This window comes from Bacillus sp. AK128, assembly GCF_053903075.1.
Genome location: NZ_CP096379.1, coordinates 2,181,275 through 2,205,554 on the forward strand (window position 1 = coordinate 2,181,275; position 24,280 = coordinate 2,205,554).

At 36.4% G+C, this 24,280-nt stretch carries 22 protein-coding genes and 1 pseudogene; 21 read left to right on the forward strand and 2 right to left on the reverse strand.

What is annotated here, in order from left to right; genetic code table 11:
• The first annotated feature begins 4 nt into the window (after positions 1-4).
• The 11 genes from M1D60_RS10870 to M1D60_RS10920 all read left to right on the forward strand — a co-directional run bounded on the left by M1D60_RS10870 (position 5) and on the right by M1D60_RS10920 (position 13,783).
• The gene (locus M1D60_RS10870) at positions 5-301 is read left to right on the forward strand and encodes an STAS domain-containing protein (protein WP_456279169.1); all 297 of its coding nucleotides are present in this window, start codon (positions 5-7) and stop codon (positions 299-301) included.
• A gap of 73 nt (positions 302-374) precedes the next feature.
• Entirely contained in the window at positions 375-830 is a 456-nt protein-coding gene (locus tag M1D60_RS10875; protein ID WP_456279170.1) for a chemotaxis protein CheX, read from the forward strand.
• A 21-nt stretch (positions 831-851) separates the two neighbouring features.
• Positions 852-1,211: a response regulator gene (locus tag M1D60_RS10880; protein WP_456279171.1), complete on the forward strand. Its 360-nt coding sequence runs from the start codon at positions 852-854 to the stop codon at positions 1,209-1,211.
• A gap of 279 nt (positions 1,212-1,490) precedes the next feature.
• Entirely contained in the window at positions 1,491-1,940 is a 450-nt protein-coding gene (locus M1D60_RS10885; RefSeq protein WP_456279172.1) for a chemotaxis protein CheW, read from the forward strand.
• Positions 1,941-1,950: 10 nt separating this feature from the next.
• On the forward strand, positions 1,951-4,512 hold the full coding sequence (locus tag M1D60_RS10890; RefSeq protein WP_456279173.1) for a chemotaxis protein CheW: 2,562 nt from the start codon (positions 1,951-1,953) through the stop codon (positions 4,510-4,512).
• A gap of 1,770 nt (positions 4,513-6,282) precedes the next feature.
• Positions 6,283-8,295 (forward strand): methyl-accepting chemotaxis protein, encoded by a 2,013-nt coding sequence (locus tag M1D60_RS10895; RefSeq protein ID WP_456279415.1) that lies wholly within the window; start codon positions 6,283-6,285, stop codon positions 8,293-8,295.
• 109 nt (positions 8,296-8,404) lie between these two features.
• Positions 8,405-9,205: a CheR family methyltransferase gene (locus tag M1D60_RS10900; RefSeq protein WP_456279174.1), complete on the forward strand. Its 801-nt coding sequence runs from the start codon at positions 8,405-8,407 to the stop codon at positions 9,203-9,205.
• A 4-nt stretch (positions 9,206-9,209) separates the two neighbouring features.
• Complete coding sequence (locus M1D60_RS10905; protein WP_456279175.1) at positions 9,210-10,259, forward strand: protein-glutamate methylesterase/protein-glutamine glutaminase; 1,050 nt, start codon at positions 9,210-9,212, stop codon at positions 10,257-10,259.
• Between the two features lie 70 nt (positions 10,260-10,329).
• Positions 10,330-10,677, forward strand: coding sequence for an STAS domain-containing protein (locus M1D60_RS10910; protein ID WP_456279176.1), 348 nt, complete (start codon positions 10,330-10,332; stop codon positions 10,675-10,677).
• A gap of 437 nt (positions 10,678-11,114) precedes the next feature.
• Positions 11,115-12,785 (forward strand): response regulator transcription factor, encoded by a 1,671-nt coding sequence (locus tag M1D60_RS10915; RefSeq protein WP_456279177.1) that lies wholly within the window; start codon positions 11,115-11,117, stop codon positions 12,783-12,785.
• A gap of 80 nt (positions 12,786-12,865) precedes the next feature.
• Positions 12,866-13,783 carry a beta-propeller fold lactonase family protein gene (locus M1D60_RS10920; RefSeq protein ID WP_456279178.1) on the forward strand — a complete coding sequence of 306 codons (918 nt, stop codon included), beginning with the start codon at positions 12,866-12,868 and terminating at the stop codon, positions 13,781-13,783.
• Positions 13,784-13,848: 65 nt separating this feature from the next.
• Here the strand turns inward: M1D60_RS10920 and M1D60_RS10925 are convergent, their stop codons facing one another.
• A complete protein-coding gene (locus M1D60_RS10925; RefSeq protein WP_456279179.1) occupies positions 13,849-14,862 on the reverse strand; it encodes an LLM class flavin-dependent oxidoreductase in 1,014 nt (337 codons plus the stop codon).
• Positions 14,863-15,226: 364 nt separating this feature from the next.
• Here M1D60_RS10925 and M1D60_RS10930 point away from each other — a divergent pair, with 364 nt between their 5' ends.
• The 3 genes and pseudogenes from M1D60_RS10930 (at position 15,227) to M1D60_RS10940 (ending at position 15,991) form a co-directional block, all read left to right on the forward strand.
• Complete coding sequence (locus tag M1D60_RS10930) at positions 15,227-15,340, forward strand: peroxiredoxin family protein (RefSeq protein ID WP_456279180.1); 114 nt, start codon at positions 15,227-15,229, stop codon at positions 15,338-15,340.
• Between the two features lie 15 nt (positions 15,341-15,355).
• Positions 15,356-15,511: pseudogene (locus M1D60_RS10935) on the forward strand (thioredoxin family protein); the annotation flags it as partial.
• A 36-nt stretch (positions 15,512-15,547) separates the two neighbouring features.
• A complete protein-coding gene (locus tag M1D60_RS10940; protein ID WP_456279181.1) occupies positions 15,548-15,991 on the forward strand; it encodes a thioredoxin family protein in 444 nt (147 codons plus the stop codon).
• A gap of 63 nt (positions 15,992-16,054) precedes the next feature.
• Here M1D60_RS10940 and M1D60_RS10945 read toward each other — a convergent pair whose 3' ends face one another.
• Positions 16,055-17,065 carry a DoxX family membrane protein gene (locus tag M1D60_RS10945; RefSeq protein ID WP_456279182.1) on the reverse strand — a complete coding sequence of 337 codons (1,011 nt, stop codon included), beginning with the start codon at positions 17,063-17,065 and terminating at the stop codon, positions 16,055-16,057.
• 355 nt (positions 17,066-17,420) lie between these two features.
• Here M1D60_RS10945 and M1D60_RS10950 point away from each other — a divergent pair, with 355 nt between their 5' ends.
• The 7 genes from M1D60_RS10950 to M1D60_RS10980 all read left to right on the forward strand — a co-directional run bounded on the left by M1D60_RS10950 (position 17,421) and on the right by M1D60_RS10980 (position 24,225).
• Entirely contained in the window at positions 17,421-17,861 is a 441-nt protein-coding gene (locus M1D60_RS10950; RefSeq protein ID WP_456279183.1) for an ACT domain-containing protein, read from the forward strand.
• Between the two features lie 25 nt (positions 17,862-17,886).
• The gene (locus M1D60_RS10955; protein WP_456279416.1) at positions 17,887-19,185 is read left to right on the forward strand and encodes a homoserine dehydrogenase; all 1,299 of its coding nucleotides are present in this window, start codon (positions 17,887-17,889) and stop codon (positions 19,183-19,185) included.
• A 1-nt stretch (position 19,186) separates the two neighbouring features.
• Complete coding sequence (gene thrC / locus M1D60_RS10960; protein ID WP_456279184.1) at positions 19,187-20,260, forward strand: threonine synthase; 1,074 nt, start codon at positions 19,187-19,189, stop codon at positions 20,258-20,260.
• On the forward strand, positions 20,247-21,164 hold the full coding sequence (gene thrB / locus M1D60_RS10965) for a homoserine kinase (RefSeq protein WP_456279185.1): 918 nt from the start codon (positions 20,247-20,249) through the stop codon (positions 21,162-21,164). Before thrC ends, thrB begins: the two co-directional genes overlap by 14 nt.
• Before the next feature lie 923 nt (positions 21,165-22,087).
• On the forward strand, positions 22,088-22,456 hold the full coding sequence (locus tag M1D60_RS10970; protein ID WP_456279186.1) for a hypothetical protein: 369 nt from the start codon (positions 22,088-22,090) through the stop codon (positions 22,454-22,456).
• 100 nt (positions 22,457-22,556) lie between these two features.
• Complete coding sequence (locus M1D60_RS10975; protein WP_456279187.1) at positions 22,557-22,826, forward strand: hypothetical protein; 270 nt, start codon at positions 22,557-22,559, stop codon at positions 22,824-22,826.
• Positions 22,827-23,160: 334 nt separating this feature from the next.
• Positions 23,161-24,225, forward strand: coding sequence for a M42 family metallopeptidase (locus M1D60_RS10980; RefSeq protein ID WP_456279188.1), 1,065 nt, complete (start codon positions 23,161-23,163; stop codon positions 24,223-24,225).
• Positions 24,226-24,280: the final 55 nt, after the last annotated feature.

A 24,280-nucleotide genomic window follows, 5' to 3' on the forward strand; every position in this document is an offset into this window, starting at 1 on the left:
ATTCATGAAGAAATTTCAAGTCCAAGAAAGTGTGATAAATTATGGCAATCATCGTTTACTGGCAGAGTTATTATTGTCTAACTTAGAAGATAGCCAGGAAGGATTAGAAGTTGATCTTTTATGTGTGGATAGTATTGATAGTACCGGAATTTCCATTTTTGTCAAATTATTTCACGAAGCTAAAGACTTAAAGCGAAAAATAACATTAATCAATGTAAATGAAAAAATATTAGAGGTATTCTATATGACTAGACTTCAAACTCTTTTTGAAATAAAAAGCTTAGAGACTAGGAATACATGACTATTTTATAGGAACCTAAAACTCGTTATAATCCCTTTATACATTGTAACTAAATGGAGTAAGGGGGGAGAAGATGACATATACAGGTTCAAAGTCTGTAACTGAGCTTCAGGAAGGCATTCTTGAATCAATCCAACATATCATCCCTGTTGTATCTAGTCTTGAGGGGCTAACTTACATACAGGATTATATACCTTTTGAACACGGTGTATTAGTAGGTTTAACAGGTGATTACAAAGGCAAATTACTTTATAAGGCTGAAGAAGAGTTCTTTTCGAAAATGGCAGAAAAAATGTATGGAATGGAGCTAACGGGAGATATGCTTACCTCCTTCATTGGAGAGTTTGGGAATATGCTATCAGGCCGGTTCTGTACTTTTGTTTCAACCAATGGTGGAAATATTGATATTACAGCACCGACAGTTGTAACAGGAAACTGTAAGATTTCTGGTTTTAAGGAAGGCTGTGAGTTGGAGATCTCGTTAGAAAAAGTTGGTCAATTAAGAGTATATATTTTATTAGACATCTAAACATAAAGGGGAAAACAAATAATGGCAAAAGTACTAATTACAGATGATGCAGCGTTTATGCGTATGCAATTACGAGATATGATTACAAAAGCTGGTCATGAAGTTGTTGGGGAAGCTGAGAATGGTCAACAAGCAGTAGAACAGTATAAGCAGTTGATGCCAGATTTAGTAACAATGGATATTACCATGCCGGTTATGGACGGTGTTCAAGCAGTTAGAGAAATAAAAGCATTTGATCCTCAAGCGACCGTCATTATGTGTTCGGCTATGGGACAACAATCCATGGTGTTAGAAGCTATTCAGGCTGGAGCAAAAGATTTTCTCGTAAAGCCTTTCTCACCTGATCGGATTTCGGAAGCGTTGAAAAAGCTATTTTCATAGTTTTTAGCTAGACCACTCGCTTTTTAGTGAGTGGCCTTTTTAATTTATAGTTGTTAGTTTAAAATAACCACCTCCATAAGAAGAATCTCCTAGTATATAGGAATCACTTCCTATATAGCCTAACGCAGGACTATATAACTAGTGTTATATAGCCACCCCTTCCTGTTATTTATTAGTGATAGTACTTAAAAAATAGGAATACCATCTAGTGCAAAAAAAACTAAATCGGTTGCAAAATAGTTTTATAAGGAAATCACAAAAAGTTAGGAGGCGATAAAATTGACGGATGCTAATCAGATCGGTAGGGTTCAATTTGTCGTGTTTTCCGTAAATCAACAACTTTATTCTTTATCAATAGAAGAGGTTGTTGAAATACTCCGTGTACCAACTATAACAAGTATCCCTGGAATAAATGAAATGATTGAAGGAGTTATTAACTTAAGAGGAAGTATTATTCCAGTTGTAAGTCTTCATAAGCGTTTTAATTTACAAGTTCCAGTAAAACATAAAAAAAATAGAGTGGTCATCGTACAAGGCGAAAATGAAAACATTGGATTAATGGTCGAAGATGTTAGGATGGTTACCAAATTTAGTGCAGACCATGTTGAACCACCACCAGGTATGAGTATAGACGAGGATATATTTACAGGCTTTGCAAAGCTTGATGGTCAGGTGATTGGAATTCTTAATCTCAAAAAAGTGTTATATGAGCATCAAATTATAGGATAGGAGGTGCAATATGGCTGATTTCGATTTATCTGCTTATCTTGGTGTATTTTTAGATGAGGTAGATGAGCAGCTACAGTTACTAGATTCAGAGATTTTAATACTGGAAAAAGAACCAAATAAACTCGAAACAATTCAAAATATTTTTCGAGCTGCCCATACTTTAAAGGGATCATCAGCTTCAATGGGATTTGAACAGATGAAGGAGTTTACTCATCATCTTGAAAATATTTTTGACCTTGTTCGAAATAAGAAACTGGTCGTATCACCAGAGTTAATAAATGTCATCTTTGAAAGTATTGATTTTATAAAAGAATTAAAGGAAGGAATTGTAAATGGAAATCTTGATTCCATTGATATTCAACCTTTTGTGAATAAGCTAAGTCAATTTAACAAAGACAGTGAAATAAAGGTGGAAACTACTAAGAAGTCAAAGAAACCAGACCTTTTAAAGGTGGAGCTTGATGATTATCATAAAGCAGTTATTCAAAGTGGTATGGAGTTCGGACATAACGCACTAGAGATTACGATTAAGCTCTCGCAGGAAGCGTTAATGAAAAATGTAAGAGCCTTATTAATTCATAACAACTTAAAAGAAGCTGGAGAAATCGTGGCAGCTTTTCCCTCAATTGAAGTGATGGAAAAGGAAGACGACTTTGATGGTGAAATGAATTATATTCTTCTCACGATGCAAACGAAACAAGAAATCCTAGAAAATATTAATCAGATTTCTGATATTAAGTTTGTAAACATAAATGAGATAACTGAAGCTAATATCAATCAAGGCGTGGAAGTTAATGAAGAGGAAGATTTATCAACACTTTACTCATCAAACTTAGAAACGAACTCGGATTTGAATGTAAGTGGTAAAAATCAGAAGACAAAAATTAACCCGACAGTACGAGTTGATGTTGATAAGCTGGAACACTTAATGAATTTAGTGGGTGAACTAGTTATTGACCAAACGAGATTAGTAGACGTAAGAGGCCGTTTAACGGAAAGAGAAACCAAGCAAGAAGATGACTTAGACATTCTTGATGAAGTCACCAATCACCTTAGCAGAGTCATTACAGAGCTGCAAGAAGGAATGATGAAAACAAGAATGCTCCCTATAGAGCAATTATTTAACCGATTTCCCCGCATGGTTAGAGATACTGCTCAAAAAGCAAATAAAGAAATTGATTTTATTTTGCAAGGTAAAGAAACGGAGCTGGATCGCACATTAATCGAAGAAATCAGTGATCCGCTTATCCACCTATTAAGAAATTCTATTGACCATGGGATTGAAAGTCCTGCTGATCGTGTAAAGCTAGGAAAACCAACTCGAGGTAGAGTAGAACTCCGCGCAGCACATGAAGAAAACCATATTGTTATTTCCATCAAGGACGATGGAAAAGGAATTGATCCTGAAAAAATTAAGCAAACTGCAATTAAAAAGGGAACGATTACAGAAGAAGAAGCTGCCAAGCTGAATGATAAAGACTCTATGTTCTTAATCTTTAAATCTGGAGTTTCTACAGCAGAGAAAATAACCGATATCTCCGGACGTGGTGTAGGTATGGACATTGTCCGTGCACACATTGAAAAATTAAACGGAATTATTGATATAGACTCGACTGTTGGTGTAGGTACAACCTTTACCATCAAACTACCATTAACCTTAGCAATTATCCGATCATTACTAGTGAAGTTTGGTAGTAAAACCTTTGCCATTCCTTTAGTCAACGTATTAGAAATCATTCGATTAAATAAAGAGGATATACAGATGATTAAGGAAAAAGAAGTTGGACTAGTAAGGGGAAGAGTTCTTCCACTTGTAAGAATGAAAGACAAGCTAGGTATGAAAGACGGTCAAATAACACCCGAACAAAAGAAACGGGAGTTTGTCATTGTGGTAGGAATTGCTGATAAACGAATTGGTTTGATTGCAGATAAAACATTAGGAAACCAGGAGATTGTTATCAAGTCATTAGGACCTTATATTGGTTCTCCACGTTATATAGCGGGTGCAACCATTATGGGAGATGGAAGTGTTGCCTTAATTTTAGATGTATCTTCTGTTGTGAGAGAACAAGGTACACAGTACCTAGAAAATGTGGACAGTCAAGTTAAGAAAGAGTTAGCAGATGAGGGCCAATATGTTACCTTCAAGCTAGCTTCTGAAGAATATGGAATTGAAATTCATCGAGCTAAAGATATAGTGTCTGTTCCTGTGATAACAAAGGTTGTAGACGCTCCAAAAGACTTGTTAGGGATTATTAACCTAAGAGGAACGATGTTACCAGTGGTTGACTTGAGAGAGAGATTTAATCTATCAGCAGTAGAACGTACGAAAAAATCAAGAATTATTGTTGTAGAAAATGGAGATCAAGATGTTGGATTCCTTGTTGATGAAGTGACACAAGTTCTTAAAACAAATAATCATTCCATTGAAAAGCCACCGATTGAAAGTAAATATAACCAATCAAATTTAATAAAAGGTATTAGTAAGATTGAACAACGAGTTGTCATGATTCTAGAGTTTGATGAAATCTTGAAAACAGTAAATCTAGAACAATTAACTAGTGAAAACTAAGAATTATACCATATCGATAGATCGATTTCATTAAACTTATCTAATAGGAGGCCATTGGCTATGAGTATTTTTAAAAAATCAACGATTCAGAAAGAACAATTCTTAAGAGCAACTTCTAATATAGAACAAGACTTAACTCAGCTTACCGAAGTTATTGCACAAATTATGAAAGGAAACCAAACTCAAGCGTCTTCCTTAGACGAAACGGGTTCAATGATGTCCAATCTCTCACAATCTATTACAGGTGTAGTACAAAACGCTGAAAATTTAAGACAAACAACTACAACTGCATTTAGTTCTTTAGAAGGAATTTTACAATCTATTAAAAATCTAGATCAAAATGTAAGCAGTAGTTCAAGTTCACTTGAAGAAATCTCTGCTGCAATGGAAGAAATGGCTAGTCAAATTAAAGGTGTAGCAGGTAACGCGGATCAATTAACCTCTTCTGCAAAAGATGCTACTCATGCGATTCAAGAAATAGCAGTATCCATTCAACAGGTCTCAGGAAACTCTGTGAGTACAACGAACTCAGTTGAAAATGTGTCAGTTGCGATGGAACAAATGAGTAAATCGATTGTTGGTGTTGCTAAAAATGCAGAAAGCTTAACAAACTCAGCAAAAAGTACGAGTGCGGCAATCCAAGAGCTAGCTGCATCAATCGAACAGGTGGCAGGTAATTCAGGTAAAACAGCAGCCTCTGTGGAACAAATCTCTGTTTCGATTGAACAGATGGCTAATTCTATTAAGGGTGTAAAAGAAAATGCAGAAAGTTTAACATCTTCTGCAACAGAAACAAATAATGCGATGCAAGAAATGGCCGCTTCGGTTCAACAAGTTGCTGGAAATGCAACCAGTACTTCAAGCTCGGTAGAAGAAGTATCAGCTGCTATTGAAGAAATGGCAGCATCAATTGAACAGGTTGCTAATAATGCAGAAAGTTTAACATTATCTGCAAAAGAAACAAATGATGGGATTCAAGAGATGGCAGCATCGATTGAACAAGTTGCGAAAAACGCGTTAAGTGCTTCTGGGGCTGTCGAAGAAGTATCAGCAGCAATTGAAGAAATGGGAAGTCAAATTAAAGGTGTAGCAGGAAATGCAGAAGTATTAGCTATTTCAGTAGAATCTACAAGTTCATCCATTGAAGAAATGGCAACATCGATTCAACAAGTCGCAGGTAATGCGGCAAGTACTGCGGGTTCTGTAGAACAAGTATCAGCGTCAGTTGAGCAACTAGGTGGACAGGTTAAGGGTGTTGCGGGAAATGCAGAAAGTTTAACTGCATCTGCTCAAGAGGTAAGTGCAGCTATTCAAGAAATGGCAGCCTCCGTTCAACAAGTGGCTGGTAACTCAAGAAGCACAGCGATGTCTGTCGAAGAAGTATCAGCGGCAATTGAAGAAATGGGAAGTCAGGTAAAAGGTGTAGCAGCCAATGCAGAAAGTTTAACTAAATCATCAGGAGAAACATCAGCGTCTATACAAGAGATGGCAGCCTCCATTCAACAAGTTGCAGGAAACGCACAAAGCGCTGCTAGTTCAGTAGAACAAGTATCAGCATCAATTGAACAAATGGGTAAATCAGTTAAAGGTGTTTCAACCAATGCAGAAAGCTTAACTAAATCTGCAAGAGAAACGAATCAATCTATTCAAGAAATGGCGGCTTCCATCCAACAAGTAGCAGCTAATGCAGAAAATGTGAACAAGCTTACAAATACTGTTGCCCATGATGCTCAAAACGGAAAAGGTGCAGTTCTTGAGTCTGTTGACGGGATGAAGGAAATCGGTGAAGTCGTTCAACAAGCTTCAACAGTTATGCAAAGCTTAGGGAAAAGCTCTGATGAAATTGGAAGTATTATCGAAGTTATTGACGATATTGCTGAACAAACGAATCTATTAGCTTTAAATGCTGCTATTGAAGCAGCAAGAGCAGGAGAGCATGGTAAAGGCTTTAGTGTAGTAGCTGATGAAGTTCGTAAGTTAGCGGAAAGAACAGCTTCTGCAACAAAAGAAATTGCTACTTTAATAAAAGGAATCCAAGCGGAAACCTCGGACGCAATCAAAGCCATTGAAGTTGGGGAACAAAAGGTTGAACATGGTTATAAGCTTTCGGATCGCGCAAGTGAGGCCATTACTAAAATAGTTGTTGGTGTGGAGAGCATTACAAATGAAATCTCTCAAATCACAACAGCTACAAATCAACAGGCAGTACAATCACAGGATATTGTTAAATCAATTGAGAATGTTACACTACAAGCCGATCAAGTTACTCAAGCAACAGTTGAACAAGCTGCTGGAGTTGAAGAAATTATTAAAGGTGTTATCAGTTCACGTGAACAAGTGAAGCAAATTACAGATGCAACAACTGAACAAGCAAAACAGTCCGGACACATTGTGAAATCAGTAGAGAGTATGACAAACCAAGTTGAGCAAGTGACTCAATCCGTAAAAGAACAAGCGGCTGGTGTGGAAGATATCATTAAGGGGGTTACAAATGCTCGTGAACAAGCAAGACAAATTACAACCGCAACAGACGAGCAAGCAAAGCAAGCTCAAAATATTGTAAAGTCAGTAGCTAATGTAACGTCACAAGCAGAATTAGTAACAAATGCAACGAAAGAACAAACGATCGCAGTAGAGGAAATCATTCTAGGCGTAAGAAACTCGCGTGAGCAGGTTCGCCAAATTACGACGGCTACAGCAGAACAAGCTAAACAAGCACAGGGTATTACTGAAGAAGTGTTTAGCATGGTTAACCAAACGAAGCAGGTTACTGAATCGATGAAGGAGCAAGCAGCAGGTGTTGAGGACATCATTAAGAGTGTAATCAATGCACGTGAGCAGGTAAAGCAAATCACAACTGGTACGCAAGAGCAAACAAAGCAAGCTGAATTCATCGTGAAGGCAATGGTAAATGTAACAAATCAAGCAGAACAAGTGACTCAAGCTACAGTTGAGCAAAAGGACAGCGCGAAGGAAGTCATTCGTGGGGTTGCTAATGCACGTGAACAAGTGAAGCAGATTACTACAGCTACATTAGAGCAAGCAAAACAAGCCCAAGAAATTGTTAAAGCAGTTGAAAGTGTAACAAATCAGGCTAGTCAAGTAACGGTAGCAGTGGCTGAACAAGCAACAAGTGTTGATGAAATTATTGCAGGAGTAGTAGAAGCACGTGAGCAAGTGAAGCAAATTACTGTAGCGACAGCCGAGCAAGCAAAACAAGCTGAAGGAATTGTTGCTTCTGTTCTAAATGTTACTGAACAAGCTGAATTAGTTGCAACTGCGACAGTAGAGCAGGCTGGTGGAGCAGAGGAAATTGCTCGTGAAGTGATCAATGCAAAAGAACAAATGCTACAAATTACTCAAGCTGTTTCGGAACAAGCGAAGCAATCAAGTGAAATTGTATCTATTATGAGTGATGTAACGAATCAGGCAGAAATTGTAACACAATCCACAAAGGAACAAACAGCAGGAGTAGAAGAAATCGTCAAGAGTGTGGTTAGTATCACAGAACAGATGGCTGATATTACTCAAGGAACAAACGGGTTAACTTCAGAAACTGATGATGTTGTCAAGTTGATCGATACAGTAAAAACTCAGTCTGCTGAAGTTACAGAAGCATCAAAAGTACAAGCGGATGAAGTTAAAAATATAGAAAGAACGATTAAAGAAACAAGTTTCATGTTTAATCAAGGTGGGAAAGATATCGAGAGTGTTTCTAAATTTACAAACAATATGAAGGATAAGAAGTTTGAATTACAGCAACTAGTCCAAGCTATTAAGTAAAATAATGTAACCGTTGGTGTTCTAAAAAACACCAACGGTTAATTTTACAAATTTAGGTCTACTTATAAAGCATTTACTAAAGAACTAACAGTCATAAGGGGAAGAGAAGATGGAGAATATAGCGCTAAATCAATTAGGAAAACTAGTGTATGATTATTGTGGATTAAACTACTTATCTAATTTATCTTCATTAGAATCAAAAATTGCCAAGAGGCTTCAGGAGTTAGATATGTCTCTTTGGAGCTATATTCGCTTATTAGAAAATTCTAAAGAAGAATGGGATTTTTTAATGGTATTGTTGACCATAAATGAAACGTATTTTTACCGTGAAGATAAACAGCTTTCAGTTTTTCAAAAGACTGTTCTACCAGCATTAAGAGAAAAGCAAGTGAATCCAATAAAAATCTGGAGTGCGGCTTGTTCTACTGGTGAAGAGCCATACTCTTTAGCAATGAGTATTTTAGATTCAGCGATTTACACTCCAAACGAGGTTAGTATAACAGGGACAGATATTAACAAGAAAGTATTACAAACTGCTATAAATGGAATATATAATAAACGTTCCCTCTCCTTTAGAAGAATCCCAGAAGCTTGGCTTTCAACTTATTTTGAAGAACAGCCTAATGAATACCATATTAAAGAGAACATAAAAGAGATGGTATCGTTTAAATATTTAAACCTACTAGATGAACACTTAATGCGAGATCAGAATCAATTTGACGTTATCTTTTGTAGAAATGTCCTCATTTATTTTGATGCTGATACCATCAAAAAAGTTGCAACTTATTTTTATCATTCACTAAAAAAAGGTGGTTTACTTTTTCTAGGACACGCTGAAAATATAACAAACATGGGCATTGGATTTGAAACGATTAGCACGGATGGTACCTTCTATTACAGAAAGGGGTAACTAAATGAACGAAAAATATGGCGTGTTGATTGTTGATGATTCTGCTTTTATGAGAAAAACGATTAGTACATTTATAGAAGATAGTGATGAACTTTACGTGGTGGGCAAGGCGCGAAATGGCGCAGATGCTATTGAGAAGGTGAAGCGTCTAAAACCGGACCTTGTAACGCTTGATATAGAAATGCCAGAATTGGATGGCTTAGAGGCGTTAAAAATTCTAATGACAGAGAATCCCGTTCCAGTTGTCATGTTAAGTAATGGGAAAGATTCTACTCTAGAGGCTTTTGAATTAGGGGCAGTTGACTTTGTATTAAAGGAAGCTCTAGTTCAACCTAACAATAAATCAGCTATTCAAGATTTTTATGAACGGTTAGTCGTTGCAGCCAATGCAAAGCTTCAACTCCCAATAAAGAAAGAAGATGTTCACCCTGAAGTCGATCATGATAATGAGTCTCCTAGTAGGAAAAAAGATCCTTCAAATAAAGAGTTAATTATTATAGGTAGTTCCACTGGTGGCCCTTCCGCGTTACAAACAATATTAACAAGATTCCCAAAAGATTTTGATCTGCCAATTGTCGTCATTCAGCATATGCCACCTGGTTTTACTAAGCCGCTTGCCGACCGGTTTAATGGGCTTTGTGAATTACACGTAAAGGAAGCAGAGCATAATGAAGACCTTGTTGCTGGTACTATTTATATTGCTCCAGCTGGTCTACAAACAACATTGAAAAGAAATGATCGAAATGGTTTCACCATTAAATTGAAAATAAGTGCAGGAATAGAAACTTTATATAAACCATCTGTGGATGTGACATTGCTTTCAGTAGCAGGTCAAATTAAAGAGAAACTCGTCACCGTTATTTTAACAGGAATGGGCGATGATGGCTTAAGAGGGTGTAAAGCCGTTAAGGAAGAAGGGGGCCATGTATTAGCAGAGTCAGAAGAGACATGCGTTGTATATGGAATGCCTAAGGTAGTGTTTGAAGCTGGTTTAGTTGATTTACAAGTTCCGCTACCGAAAATGTTTGATAAATTGATAAAGTTTATAAAATAATAGTAAAATGATATTATATAGTAAGATTAATTCTCTGGGCTAAATGCTAATAAGAAAAGGGTGTAAACTTATGTTCCTTATTGATAAGGATTTAGTAAAGGTTTTAAAAATTGAAGAAGAAATTACAATTAAAAATAATGAGCAATTTAAATTAAATATGTCTAAATTTCTAGTTGAATCGGGACCGTATATGGTATTGGATTTAGACCAAGTTAAATACCTAAATAGTTCAGCTTTAGGGATTATCGCAGATACGGCTATGAAGGCGCGAAAAGATGAAAAAGAGCTGGTGATTTCGGGGGTAAAACCTCCTATTAATGAAATTTTTAAGATTGTAAAATTTGAAACGTTTATGAGTTTATTTACTAACTTAGACGATGCTGTGAACTATTTCCATAAACAAATAGAAAATAACTAAACATTCTGCCACAAGAAACAATCTTGTGGTATTTGTTTTTAACATTGTTTTATTAAAGGCTCTGTTATCGTTTGTTGTTGATTTTCGTTCCAGGACACTCGCTTTCCGCGGGCGGGTTCGGGAGCCTCCTCGGCGCTTCTCGCCTGTGGGGTCTCCTTCACCACGCTTCTCCCGCAGGAGTCTCGCGTCCTTCCACTTCAATCAACTCTGTACTTTAACACAGCCTTATTAAAAAGGCTGTTTCTTATAGATTACTTAAAATTAAGATGTTCTTTTCTAGTTAATACTTAATTTGCTTTTAAAACTTGTCTGTACACCAAACTAAATGTCACGAAAGCAACAAATTTTTAGAAAAGAGTCCTTAAAAAAGGGTAGAAACTCTTTCGTTTCGGTAAACTAAGATAACAAGCTAGATGTGATTGGAAGGATGCAAAGAAATGGACATTGTAATAGATTTAACCGAGACATACTCTGATTTTTTGCCGGTTCCGCTTATGGTTATTACCGAAGACGGGATTGCTGAAATTGCTGACCATATTGAAATTCAAACACTTGAAATAATTAAATCATCGCAAATATTAGTTGATTTACTTTCTGTGGGAAAGCGAATCAATAGACCTACGATCATAACTCCTATGAAGGAACAGTTTGCTAATTTGAACTTTGCATTATCCCCTATATTCAAACATAATAAAAAGCCGCACTATATAATAAGTGGTCCTTTTGTTGAACAACAAAATGAAATGAATTATTTTGAAGACTCTTTAATTCCAATTTTAAATCCAGACCAAAAAGATACAATTTTTAAAAAAATGGCAACATTAATGAGTCTCATTTCATGCTATTCAGAAAAAGAATCATTAGAGACGAATCAATCTCGGCTTGTCGATGTTTTTTCTCTTATCAGCAAACAAAAATACGAACTTGAAGGACATGAGTCTTATGTTAATACGATATTCAGTAATTTAATTAAAACTAATAAAATCGATTTCATCGGGGTTGCCTGTAAAAATACTGAGGAAATGTTTGAGATTAAAAGTATATTGGGAAAACAAACGGAAGAATTAGAGGGAAGAATGTTTCATGTTGGAGAAGGTGTTTTAGGCCAAGCTGCTGTATTTGGAAAAGGTCAGATTTATACAAATATTAAAGATTCTCCTCGTTTTTCATGTTTTCATCAATATGGAGTTAGACCTGTAAACTTCTTTAGCCTGCCGGTACAAAATGGAGAAATCATCGATGAAATATATTTTGGAGGAACCTCCGGAGACCAGGAGATTTCTCAAGAGTTAATAGAAATTATTGAATATCTTATTTTTTATATCAAGGAGAAGCAACAATATTGGGTCAATGAGCGTAAAAGTAGGGAAAGAGAGTATACATATGAAGCCTTCTTTGACTTACTTCATTCCTCTTTACATACAAATAACGCGAAATCCATTATTTTAAAACTACTAGATTTTAGTAAAAAGACGCGTTTGATTGAATTTTGCTGCTTTACTTTTAATAGTGGTGAATACTTAAGTCGTGGAAAAACAGATGAAAGGGTTCAAGCTCAACACAATAAGTTACTAAGTTCAGGGGAACTCATTAAACGTAGGGATATCAGTAATAATCAAATTATATCCCACTATTCACTGTCTTTATATCAAGACACAGGTGTGTTATCGGTAGTGCTTAACGATTTGGAGGAGCATGATACAACGATTACTCTTATGCTTTTTGACCTATTGGTCGCCTTATTTACTAAGAAGTTTACTGAACCTTCTTCTAAACAAGAACAGCCAATCTCAGTACTACTGAAAGAATTCGACACTGAAAATCTATTGGTAGAAGAACATCATTCTAAAGTAAATCTAGACGTAGTAGATATTGAAAACATGATTGATATAGAAAGTGTAATTAATCAATTAGCATTAACCTCTCGGGAAAAAGAGATTCTTCATTTAATTTTAGAGGGATTAAATAATCAAGAGGTAGGTAGCTATTTAAGTATTAGTGTTCATACTGTAAAAAACCATATTACCAATATCTATAAGAAATTGAATGTTACCGACCGTGTACAAGCGATGACTAAAATTTATCGAATAAAGTATGGTGACGAGTAGAGGATCAATCCATAATAGTTGAAACATTGAAAATATAGTTTATGATGGAAGTATACTTTCAAAAAGGGAGATTTGTTATTATGGCAGAATACTTAATTGTCCTAAATAAAGATGAAGATACGGTATCGGTGATTGATGTAGCTTCAAAGGAAATTGTAAAAACAATTGAAACTGACTATAATCCTCATGAGGTTGTCGTGTCATTAGACCAGAAAAAAACGTATGTTGCGTGTTCACTTGGAAATAAAATTAATATCATAGATAATGAAACGTTTGAAGTGACGAAAGTAATTGAGCATCCTGACTTTAATTTTCCTCATGGTCTAGGGTTAACAAAGGACGGAAAAAAGCTTTACTTAGCCTCTACATATAGTGAAAAGATTTTTATCATTGATACTGAAACAGATGAGATTACAAATGTATTTCCAACCTTTCAAAAGTATTCTCACATGATTAGCTTTTCACCAGATGGACAAAAGGTTTATGTTCCGAACATCGGAAGCGATAATATTACTGTAATTGATGTGAATAAGGAAGAGGTTATTAATCATTTCCCTGTAGGTAAAGGGCCAGAAGGTGTTGCGGTTCATCCAAATAACCGAGAAATATATGTCGCAAATCAAGATGATCATACACTGTATGTCATGGATCTTGAGACATATACGGTTACTCATAAAAGAAGAATAGGGGCAGTACCTGTAAGATTGGTTTTTTCACCTGATGCAAAATATGTGTTAATACCTAATCGGGAATCAGGGGATTTATCAATCATTGAAACAGAGCATAAGCTGAAGGATATGGTTAGACCGTGGGAAATTAAAAGGATTCGTGTTGGTGTTTGGCCAGGTGGAGTTGTATTTAATCCTGAGGGGACTTTAGCTTACGTAGCCAATAATAAAACAAATGACATTTCAATTATTGATATGAACGAGCTTAAAGAAATTGGACGTATTAAAGCAGGAATTCACCCAGATGGGATTGCTTACTTATCTAAATAAAGTAATTCTTATCATAGAAAAAGGCAGTGGACCAAAAATCCATTGCCTTTTTACATTAATGTTAATTAGTCCTGCTTAGCAACCTCTGCAACAATTTCATAGGAGCGTAACCGAGCCTCATGATCAAAAATCATTCCATTTACCATTATTTCATTTGCTTGAGTTTTATTTAAGAATGCTTGAAGTTGATTTTTAACGGTATGAGGATCTCCAACAATAGAAGATTCTAGTCTCTCTTGTAGAGCAGTTCTTTCATGCTCACTACAAAGCTCATAAACATCGTCAACTGGTGGTGGTAATTGGCCAGGCTTATTGCGAATTAACTTTAAGAATGACTGTTGCATAGAAGTAGCAAGCTTAAGCGCTTCTTCATTTGTATCGGCTGCCACAACATTCACGCCTACCATGGCATAAGGCTCATCTAATACTGATGAAGGTTTAAAGTAAGTACGATAAAGATTAAGTGCCCCAACTGTATTTTGGGGAGCAAAATGACTTGCAAATGCAAACGGAAGTCCAAGTTCTCCTGCTAACTGTGCACTAAAACCACTAGAGCCAAGTAACCAAATTGGAATGTTTAAACCTTCACCAGGAATAGCTCTAACATGCATCCCACCCGTTGCTAATGATGGATCAAAATAAGCTCGAAGCTCGGCTAGCTGTTCAGGGAAATCTTGACCATCTCTTCTTGGATCACGTCTAAGAGCTTGAAGTGTAAGTTGATCGGTACCAGGTGCACGTCCTAGGCCGAGATCAATTCTTCCAGGAAATAGGGATTCCAGCGTTCCAAATTGTTCTGCAATGACTAATGGTGCATGGTTAGGAAGCATGATTCCACCGGACCCTACTCGGATTTTGGAGGTTCCAGCAGCCACGTGCCCAATTACAACTGAAGTTGCAGAACTAGCAATTCCAGGCATATTATGATGCTCTGCCAACCAAAAGCGTGTATAACCCCATTTTTCACTGCTTTGTGCGAGACTAAGTGTATTCTTTAATGATACAGAAGGCGAACTACCTTCGACTATTGGAGATAAATCCAATACTGAAATGGGTATATCTTTTAGAAGTTTTGACATATTCTATCAGCTTCTTTCATTATATGATATGTATTCAGCAGTCTTTCCTTTGTTTATAGTATCAGTTTATTTTTCTCATTTAAACTATTTAACCTTGCTACTACCCTTTAAGTGAGTGCTTCAAGTGGGGGTAGATGCCGATATAAACAGTATTTTCGCTGATAAAATGAAAAGGTCGCTGATAATATGAACTAAGTGGCCGATATCTAGGCAAAAGTCGCTGATATAAATGTGAAAGTCGCCGATAAGACACTAAGTTTAGCAATTGTAGATATGTATTCTTAATGCTTTAAAATAAGTTAAATCATTTGTTAAAAGTTCACAGACTTTGTAAACTGAATATATAAAATAAGGAGGGATATGTGTGCTTTTATCTAAAATTGAAGATTTTACGCTTATGGATCTTCATGGAAAAGAAGTATCTATTACAGAATACCGTGGGAAAAAAACATTAATTTTCATGTGGGCTTCCTGGTGAAGATGTCGTGAGCAACTGCCAGTTTGGCAGGAATTTTATGAAAAATATAAGAATGAAAACTTTGAGATATTATCTGTTTCTGTTGATATCCAAGGAGCCGAGGTTGCTAAGTCTTATACAAATGGAACAACGTTTACAACTGTAGTCGATACAGAAAACAAACTAGCCAACATATTTGGCTTTAAAATCGTACCTAATGGTATTTTCTTGGACGAAGAAGGTACAATCCGTTTACTAAAGCAAGGCTTTCGAGTTACTGAGGCAGAACATACAGAAGCAGTAGAAAAGCTCATTCGAGGTGAAGTCGAAAAAGTGGATCTTGATGATCATTATTATGAACCGAAAAATACGTTACTTGGTTTAGAATTACAGCTGGCTCAAACTAGATTTAAACTAGGGATGGAATATTCTAAAACTGGAAAGAAACTTGAAGCTCTTCATGAGTTAGACGCGGCATTACGATTAGATCCAGATAACTTCCTGATTCGAAAGCAAAGATGGTATATCAGACATCCAGAAAAGTTTACCCCAACGATAGATATTGATTGGCAACAAGAGCAGTTAAAAGCAGAAAAGGAAGAAGAAAGCAAGCTACAGGGACTAGATTGCGGTCCGGAAGGCTGTATGATTCCGGGTACGGAGCAGAAATAAACATAAAAAGGAGTAGATATGGTAGGTTGACTACCGTATCTACTCCTTTTTTTAGGGTGTGTTTTACGCAAAGCGGTAATAAATCAACACAAAAGTAGAAAGTACAAAAATAAAGTTTAGGAAGACGAAAATCATTTGGTCCAGCGTGGTTTTATGCATTTTAAAGGGAGGATTATAGAATGATACTCCTTCGATAATAAAGATAATCAAGATGATGTGAATCATAAAGTGACCAATAATTTCTGTTATTCCAAACAGCATTGTCGTTAATACGAAAATAACGGTGACTACTAGGGCTAATAAACGGTTTAAAATTCCTACAACTAGTAAATATCCAACGATGAATTCGACAAAAGCAGCTAGGACGATAAAGACACCAGGATCAAAACCGAAAGTTGGGACTTGGTGATTCACTACAATATCTAGAGACATAGCTGGATATACCCATTTTTCTACTGCTACCCAGCAGAGAGATAATCCTGTCCCCAAATATAAAAATGGAAATCCAATTGATTCGTATTTAGTACGCCCTACTAACAACACCCCGATAATGGCTACATAAAAACCGTAATCCAACATGTGAAAAATACCAACATCAATCGTCATATAAATAAATAACCCTAATAAGACGATTGCTGCAGCTTTCGTGGAGATATGGTGTGGGATTAAAAGTAAGGCAATTGCTACCCAGACCAGAATTACTATAAAAGCTTCATCAATTAAAAACTCCGGTGCGAAAACAGTCCCATTTACAACCTGTATAACTAAAGCTAGAGCCGTTCCATACTTTAAGATATAACGAGAGTACCTTCGTAACCCTGATAATTTCTTGTCAAGAAGCATGGAATATTTCCAATTCATAATGTGGGGTAATACCTGTGGTAAGATCGCTAAGACTATTGCAGCAAGTAGGGAAACCCCAAGAAACAAAGGCGATAATATATTCTCAATTGTTTCCTTTGTGGGGTCTAATTCAGTGAACCATTTAACATGCGCACTTGCTAGAAATGGAGTCAGGCCAATGAGACCTACAATAATTAAAATAAGCGAAATCTTTTTAGTCAAACTTAACACTTCCTTGTAATAAATAGTTTGGTTCTGTTCATGGGATCCTTTTGGATGAGTGGCCTTGTATTAAAGGGGAGTAAAAGGATGTATTGTTAAGATTTTACCACCTTGATTCTGCACGGATATGTTTTATGTACCCTCATGTACAAAAAATTAACTATTGAGCAGGTCTTTTTTAGTATGTATCTATCATGGACGCATAATCCAGTGTTATTTTGCATGAATAGTCGTCTTTGTATGAAAGATAATGGTAAAAGAAACAAAATGAATATTTTTCTTTTAGAAAAGGGGTTGTAAAAGATATTTTTCTACTCTATAATGTCCATATCAGGAAAACAAATGTTCATATACGGAGGACTAAATGAACACAGAAAAGTTTTATCTCATTCACAGTGATATTTTACCCGAATCAATTTATAAAACAATTGAAGCTAAAAAGCTGTTTGAATCAGGTGAGGTTGAGACGATTAATCAAGCAGTTGAACGAGTTGGCTTAAGTAGAAGTGCCTATTATAAGTACAAGGATAAGATTTTTCCTTTTAATGCGGCTACATACCAACAAATTGTGACTGTTTCGTTTACCTTAGAGCATAAATCTGGAGTTCTCTCTCAAGTGCTCCGATTTGTAGCTGATAAAGGTGGAAATGTATTAACGATCAACCAAAGTATTCCCTTGCAAGGGATAGCAAACGTAGTTCTTTCAGTTGATACCGCCTTACTGAATATACCTACATCAGAGTTTTTGGATGAATTGCAGAATATCGATGGGGTTAAAAGGGTGATCGTGGTTGGACAAGGCTAAAACTCAAAACGGAGAGGTGAAAGTTATGAATGACAAAAAAGTAAAAGTAGGCTTGATGGGATTAGGTACAGTAGGAACAGGAGTCATTCGTTTAGTTGAGGGTCATCAAAACGACCTCTCACAGCAAACTGGACTGCAAATTGAAGTCGCTAAAGTTCTTGTTCAAAATCGCGGAAAAGAAAGAAGTATCAATGTTAATCCGGATGTGATGACGACCGATCCATATAGTCTTTTACATGATCCGGAAATTGATGTGATTGTTGAAGTAATGGGTGGCATAGAACCAACCTTAGAATATATTTTAGAAGCTTTAGAACAAGGAAAGCATGTTGTGACAGCTAATAAGGACTTAATGGCACTACACGGAACAGAAATACTAAAAAAAGCTGTTGAAAAAGAATGTGATGTATTTTATGAAGCAAGTGTGGCTGGTGGGATTCCCATCCTTCGTGCTCTGGTAGAGGGTTTTTCGTCAGATCGCATCACTAAAATGATGGGAATTGTGAACGGAACTACTAACTATATTTTAACAAAAATGAGTCAAGAAGGTGCTTCCTATGATGATGTGTTAAAAGAAGCACAAGAATTAGGCTATGCTGAAGCAGATCCGACTTCGGATGTTGGTGGACTCGATGCTGCAAGAAAAATGTCTATTTTAAGTACGTTAGGTTTTCATGCAGGTATGAATCTTGAGGATGTGTCATGTAAGGGGATTACAGGCGTAACAATTGAAGATATTGAATATGGAAAGAAACTAGGCTATGTTATGAAATTAATTGGAATCGCACAGCAAAATGATGAGTTGATTGAGGTCAGTGTGGAACCTACTTTTGTTAAGAAAGCTCATCCATTAGCTTCTGTAAATGGAGTCTTCAATGCAGTTTATGTTTATGGTGAAGCAGTCGGTGAAACGATGTTTTACGGACCAGGTGCTGGTGAATTACCTACTGCAACTGCGGTTGTCTCCGATTTAGTTACTGTGGTTAAAAACATGAAACTTGGTGTAAACGGTAGAGGAATGGTCGCTCCTTATAAAGAGAAAAAGCTTAAAACGGATGAGGAGATTGTAGCTAAGTACTTTATCAGATTTATAGTGGAAGATAAAAGTGGAGTCCTTTCACAAGTAACGAAAACAATGGCAGATCATGTTGTGAGCTTAGAGCAGGTTATGCAACAGCCGTATAATAGTGGTAGCAAGGCTGAATTAATTATGGTTACTCACACTTCTTCTAAGAAGAGCATTCAAGATGTATTAAAGCAACTTAAAGAATCTGACTATGTAAATGAAATTAAAAGCTTTTATCGTGTAGAAGGCGGTGAGTAAAGTGTCAGGAATTATTAGTAGATATAGGGAGTTTTTACCGGTAACGGATCAAACTCCTCTTTTGAGCCTTCATGAGGGAAACACTCCATTATTATTCGCTCCGAGACTTTCTGAAAAGCTTGGAGTGGAATTATATTTTAAATATGAAGGACTAAATCCAACAGGTTCTTTTAAGGACCGTGGAATGGTAATGGCAGTAGCAAAAGCAATGGAGGAAGGTAGTCACACCATCATGTGTGCTTCTACTGGGAATACATCTGCAGCAGCAGCCGCTTATGCTGCAAGAGCAAATCTAAACTGTTTCGTACTCATACCTGATGGGAATATTGCACTCGGTAAGTTAGCACAAGCCATGATATACGGAGCAAAAATTATTGCTATTAAGGGTAATTTTGATGAAGCTCTTTCCATAGTGAAAGAAATTACATCTACACAACCAATTACCTTAGTGAATTCATTAAATCCTTATCGCCTAGAGGGACAAAAAACAGCTGCATTTGAAATATGTGATGAATTAGGAGAAGCCCCTGAAATATTAGCAATCCCAGTTGGAAATGCTGGTAATATATCAGCCTATTGGAAGGGCTTTGTTGAATATGAGAAACACGGGAAGATACAAGCACTTCCAAGTATGTATGGCTTCCAAGCAGCAGGAGCAGCTCCGATCGTTCGAGGTGAGGTAGTAACTAACCCAGAAACGATAGCAACAGCTATTAGAATTGGTAATCCTGCGAGCTGGAATTTAGCTACTAACGCAATCCAATCTTCTAATGGTTTAATTGATGAAGTAACAGATGAAGAAATTTTGGATGCCTATCATTTATTAGCATCTACAGAAGGGATTTTTGCTGAACCAGCATCGGCTGCTTCTTTCGCAGGGATTATTAAGTTAAGAAAGAACAAACAGCTGGAAGCGGGTAAAAAGGTGGTTTGTGTGTTAACAGGTAATGGCTTAAAGGATCCAAACTCTGCAATTCAGAAGGTTGCTTCAGAACCAGTCAAAGTGGATAGTAACTATCAATCTGTACTCGAAATCATTGAGCAATACTCTGGTGAGCTTTATGGAAAAGTATGATGTAGTCGTAAGGGTACCTGGTAGCACTGCAAATTTAGGTTCGGGCTTTGATTGTGTAGGGATGGCTTTTCAGCTTTATACGACCATTAAAATGAAAAAGGCTTCAACGACTTCTATCCTATTAAAAGGGGATAATTTAGAAGGGATTGCTGCCAATAAAGATAATCTTATTTATAAAGTTGCACAGCAAATTTTTCAAAAAGCACAGTTTCATTGCCCAGAAATTGAAATTGAAATTGAAAGTGAAATTCCGTTAACCCGAGGATTAGGCAGTAGTGCAGCAGCTATAGTAGGGGCTGTAACAGCTGCCAACGTCATAGCGGGAGAGCCTTTTACGGCTGATGAGTTATACCATTTCACAACCGAACTTGAAGGCCACCCTGATAATGTGGGTGCATCGCTGTTGGGAGGAATCGTAATCGCGACATGGGATCAAACCAGGGTATCTTATATCCGAGTTCTTCCTCCTGAAAATATGAAGGCGATTGTGGCAATCCCTCATTTTGAGCTTTCAACGAAGCTTGCAAGAGATGTGCTACCGAGCTCCTATTCTAAAGCAGATACCGTTCATGCCATCGGTCATTCAGCCCTTTTAGCCAGTGCTCTTGTTAGTGGAAACACCTCTGTTTTGTACGAAGCAATGAAGGATCGTATTCATCAACCGTATAGAACTAGTCTAATACCTGGTATGGATGTGTTATTAGAAAACTCAGAAAAGCATGGTGCGTTAGGAATTGCTTTAAGTGGGGCTGGTCCTACGATTATCGCCCTTACCGACAAAGAAGATCAAAGATTAGCAGATTACATGCATAATGTTCTATTAGAACACGGTATTACATCAACGATTACGACCTTAAGTCCAGATCTTGAAGGAATTCGTATTCAATCATTTGTAAACTGTTAACGAGCTTTTAGAGGCTATCCATGAGTCAGTGTACCTTTTAGAGGGAAATTTTTTATAAGAAAACAACACTAAAATACTATAGTTAATAGCACCCCAATTAACATCTGGACAATGGATTTTGTCCTCATGTGATTAAGGGTGCTATTTTACTTGTTATGTAAATTGTAACATTAGTGTGTTTTAAGAAAATTCAGTCGGTAATAGCATCTTATGGTAAAATTCAATTAAAGATTATGATATGATTTTTCAACTAAAGGATAATGAATTTGTCTTTACTTTTGGCTCTGTTAAAGTTTGTTGTTGATTTCCGTTCCAGGACACTCGCTTTCCGTGGGCGGGTTCGGGAGCCTCCTCGGCGTTACCGCCTGCGGGGTCTCCTTCACCACGCTTCTCCCACAGGAGTCTCGCGTCCTTCCACTTCAATCAACTCTGCTAAAAATCAACACTGTACCTTAACACAGCTTTACTTTTAATAAAAGGTAAATAGATTAAAAAATTGTGATAGGTGTTTTTGTTTAACAATGGCAAGCAAGAAGGAAGTGGTATTATATGAGGATTTCTACCTTATTATCCTTGGTTATTTTATTCATAACTTTCGGAGTTTATTTTTATTCTATTGAACCGCTATTAGATTATGTATGGCAACGATTTTTGATTTTCATACTGCTTCTTATTACAGTACATTTTTTAGTTAGAAAGCTGGAATTACATTATAAATTTCTAGATAAACGAATTAATAAACATCTTAGCGTGTGGATCGTTATTGGTTTATTTTCTATTATTATTATAATTGGAATGATATAAAAATAGTTTGGTGAATTCTTAACAATGAATAATCTTGAAATAAGAGGAAGCTACTATTGTTTACTTTGTTGTTATTTAATTAGTTGTTTAATATAAAACTTAATAAAAGAGGTTATGTTATGAAATTTTTAGGACCACTGGAATTCATTTATATTTTGGCTTTTACAATCTTATTTGCTTATAACTATTTCCCCAACATTCCACTTGCGAACCATATCCCAAATGGTTTGCTTATTTCACTTATATTAGGACTTTTCTTGTTTAGTCTTATATTCAAGAAGTACAGAGAAACAAATAATAAAGAGATACTAAAATGGCAAGTTTTCATGACCATCTATATCTTTTTCCTAATGGGGCTATTTACAATTTTAGGTGGGCAATCATCTTCTGGTTTATCCTTTGATAATGGTTTTCTATGGATCGTCTTTTTGTTTTCACTTTTTGAAATGTATTCACAATGGAAGAAGGTTAAAATGTCAGAAGCATAGGTGTTCAACTTATGTTTTGTAGATAGAGTTAAAGAACGATTGTTGAATATGATGACACATCAACAAGTATTTAGCAAAGTTATAGAAAGGGGAATGTAAAGTGAGACTAGAACTACCTGTGAGACTGAGGAATCCGTTATATTTATGTGTAATATTTATATTTATTTCAGGATTGAATTTTTTTGATACTTTAGAATTAGGATTCTGGAAGTATATCATAGGTATAATACTTTTTATCCCAGTAATGTGGATATTAGAGAAATCTGGACTTGCTGAAAAGGAAGTTCCTATTTGGGTAGGGGCTTTTATTATAATACTAGGGTTTTCATTTGGATTCTTTCTAGATACGCTTATTGTAAATAGTATTTAACAGGTGCAAGAGTTTGAAAGAAACACAAATTGGTGTTGCTCCCTTTTATAGTAAGTATTTTTGATTTAAAAGTAATATTTGGGTCTTTACCGAGACCTCCGCCTGTTACAATATGGTTTGTTCTGCTTACACCCAATACAACATCGAGAATAAACGCTAAACCGTTTATTACTTTAATAAGAAATAAAAAACGCAGTTACATGAGAATGATATATGTAGTGATGTCCAAGCCTTATTAGTACTTATTTCGATTGACGAAAGGTTTTGGAATAAGGTATTCTTAACAAAAGGTAGTTTAACGGGTTACAGTATTAAAGTAAAGGTGGAAGATACGATGAAACAACTTGTAAAAGAATTAGCAGCGATACACGGACCGTCTGGCTTTGAACAGCCGGTTGTTCAGTTTATCCTTGAAAAGCTTAAAAACAAAGTTGATGATGTTCGAGTTGATAGTCATGGAAATATTATTGCCAGAAAAAAAGGAAAGACTGCCGGTCCTAAAGTGGTCATTACGGCACATATGGATGAGGTAGGATTTATTGTTAGAAAAATTGATGAAAATGGCTTACTAAGATTTGAGCAATTGGGTGGTCATGATGAGCGAGTTTTACCAGCTCAAAAGGTACAAGTTCGCACAAAAACAGGTTTTTTAACAGGGGTTGTTGGCACTATTTCCGCCCATTATAAAAAGTTTGAACAGGATAGCAGAATTAAGAAATTAAGAGAATCATACATAGATATTGGTGCCGAATCAAAGCAGGATGCAGAAGAATTAGGTGTGAAACTAGGAGACCCGATTACTTGGGCACCAAGTTTTGATTTTTTAGGTGACGAGCGGACAGGGAAGGTCGTAGGAAAAGGGTTTGATGATCGTGCCGGTTGTGCGGTCATTTTACAGACACTAGAAGAATTGGACCAGTTTACAGGCGAGGTTATTGCTATTTTTGCCGTCCAAGAGGAAATTGGACTAAGAGGTGCAAAGATTGCTATTGAATCTGTTGAAGCGGACCTTGCAGTTGCTGTAGATACCACTGCAGCTAGTGATACACCTGAACCTGTTCAAGATGATATTATCCAAATCGGTAAAGGAACAGGAATTAAGGTAATGGACTTTAGTCTAGTTGCACACCCTGCCATTAAAGAAAGATTGGTCGAAGTGGCTGAATCAAATGGAGTTGATTTCCAATACGAAATCTTCCCGGGTATCGGTACAGATGGAGGAGCCATCCATCTTGCCAATAGTGGAATTCCAACTGGTGTCCTGTCGATTCCATCCAGATACACACATTCAGCAGTTGAGGTTATTTCACTAAAGGACTTAGAAGCTACTAAAGATGTTTTAAAACATTTCATTCTTTCTTTAAAAGAAGATGATCAATTTACATTCTTAAACTCATAATTTGTATGCTGGTAGGAGAAAAGCTCCTACCTCTTTTTTTTGCAGGAAAAAACGA

Coding starts and splice junctions, on each gene's coding strand:
- M1D60_RS10870 (WP_456279169.1), top strand. CDS start 5: ATGAAGAAATTTCAAGTCCAAGAAAGTGTGATAAATTATGGCAATCAT.
- M1D60_RS10875 (WP_456279170.1), top strand. CDS start 375: ATGACATATACAGGTTCAAAGTCTGTAACTGAGCTTCAGGAAGGCATT.
- M1D60_RS10880 (WP_456279171.1), top strand. CDS start 852: ATGGCAAAAGTACTAATTACAGATGATGCAGCGTTTATGCGTATGCAA.
- M1D60_RS10890 (WP_456279173.1), top strand. CDS start 1,951: ATGGCTGATTTCGATTTATCTGCTTATCTTGGTGTATTTTTAGATGAG.
- M1D60_RS10895 (WP_456279415.1), top strand. CDS start 6,283: ATGAAGGAAATCGGTGAAGTCGTTCAACAAGCTTCAACAGTTATGCAA.
- M1D60_RS10900 (WP_456279174.1), top strand. CDS start 8,405: ATGGAGAATATAGCGCTAAATCAATTAGGAAAACTAGTGTATGATTAT.
- M1D60_RS10905 (WP_456279175.1), top strand. CDS start 9,210: ATGAACGAAAAATATGGCGTGTTGATTGTTGATGATTCTGCTTTTATG.
- M1D60_RS10910 (WP_456279176.1), top strand. CDS start 10,330: ATGTTCCTTATTGATAAGGATTTAGTAAAGGTTTTAAAAATTGAAGAA.
- M1D60_RS10915 (WP_456279177.1), top strand. CDS start 11,115: ATGGACATTGTAATAGATTTAACCGAGACATACTCTGATTTTTTGCCG.
- M1D60_RS10920 (WP_456279178.1), top strand. CDS start 12,866: ATGGCAGAATACTTAATTGTCCTAAATAAAGATGAAGATACGGTATCG.
- M1D60_RS10925 (WP_456279179.1), bottom strand. CDS start 14,862: ATGTCAAAACTTCTAAAAGATATACCCATTTCAGTATTGGATTTATCT.
- M1D60_RS10950 (WP_456279183.1), top strand. CDS start 17,421: ATGAACACAGAAAAGTTTTATCTCATTCACAGTGATATTTTACCCGAA.
- M1D60_RS10955 (WP_456279416.1), top strand. CDS start 17,887: ATGAATGACAAAAAAGTAAAAGTAGGCTTGATGGGATTAGGTACAGTA.
- thrB (WP_456279185.1), top strand. CDS start 20,247: ATGGAAAAGTATGATGTAGTCGTAAGGGTACCTGGTAGCACTGCAAAT.
- M1D60_RS10970 (WP_456279186.1), top strand. CDS start 22,088: ATGAAATTTTTAGGACCACTGGAATTCATTTATATTTTGGCTTTTACA.
- M1D60_RS10980 (WP_456279188.1), top strand. CDS start 23,161: ATGAAACAACTTGTAAAAGAATTAGCAGCGATACACGGACCGTCTGGC.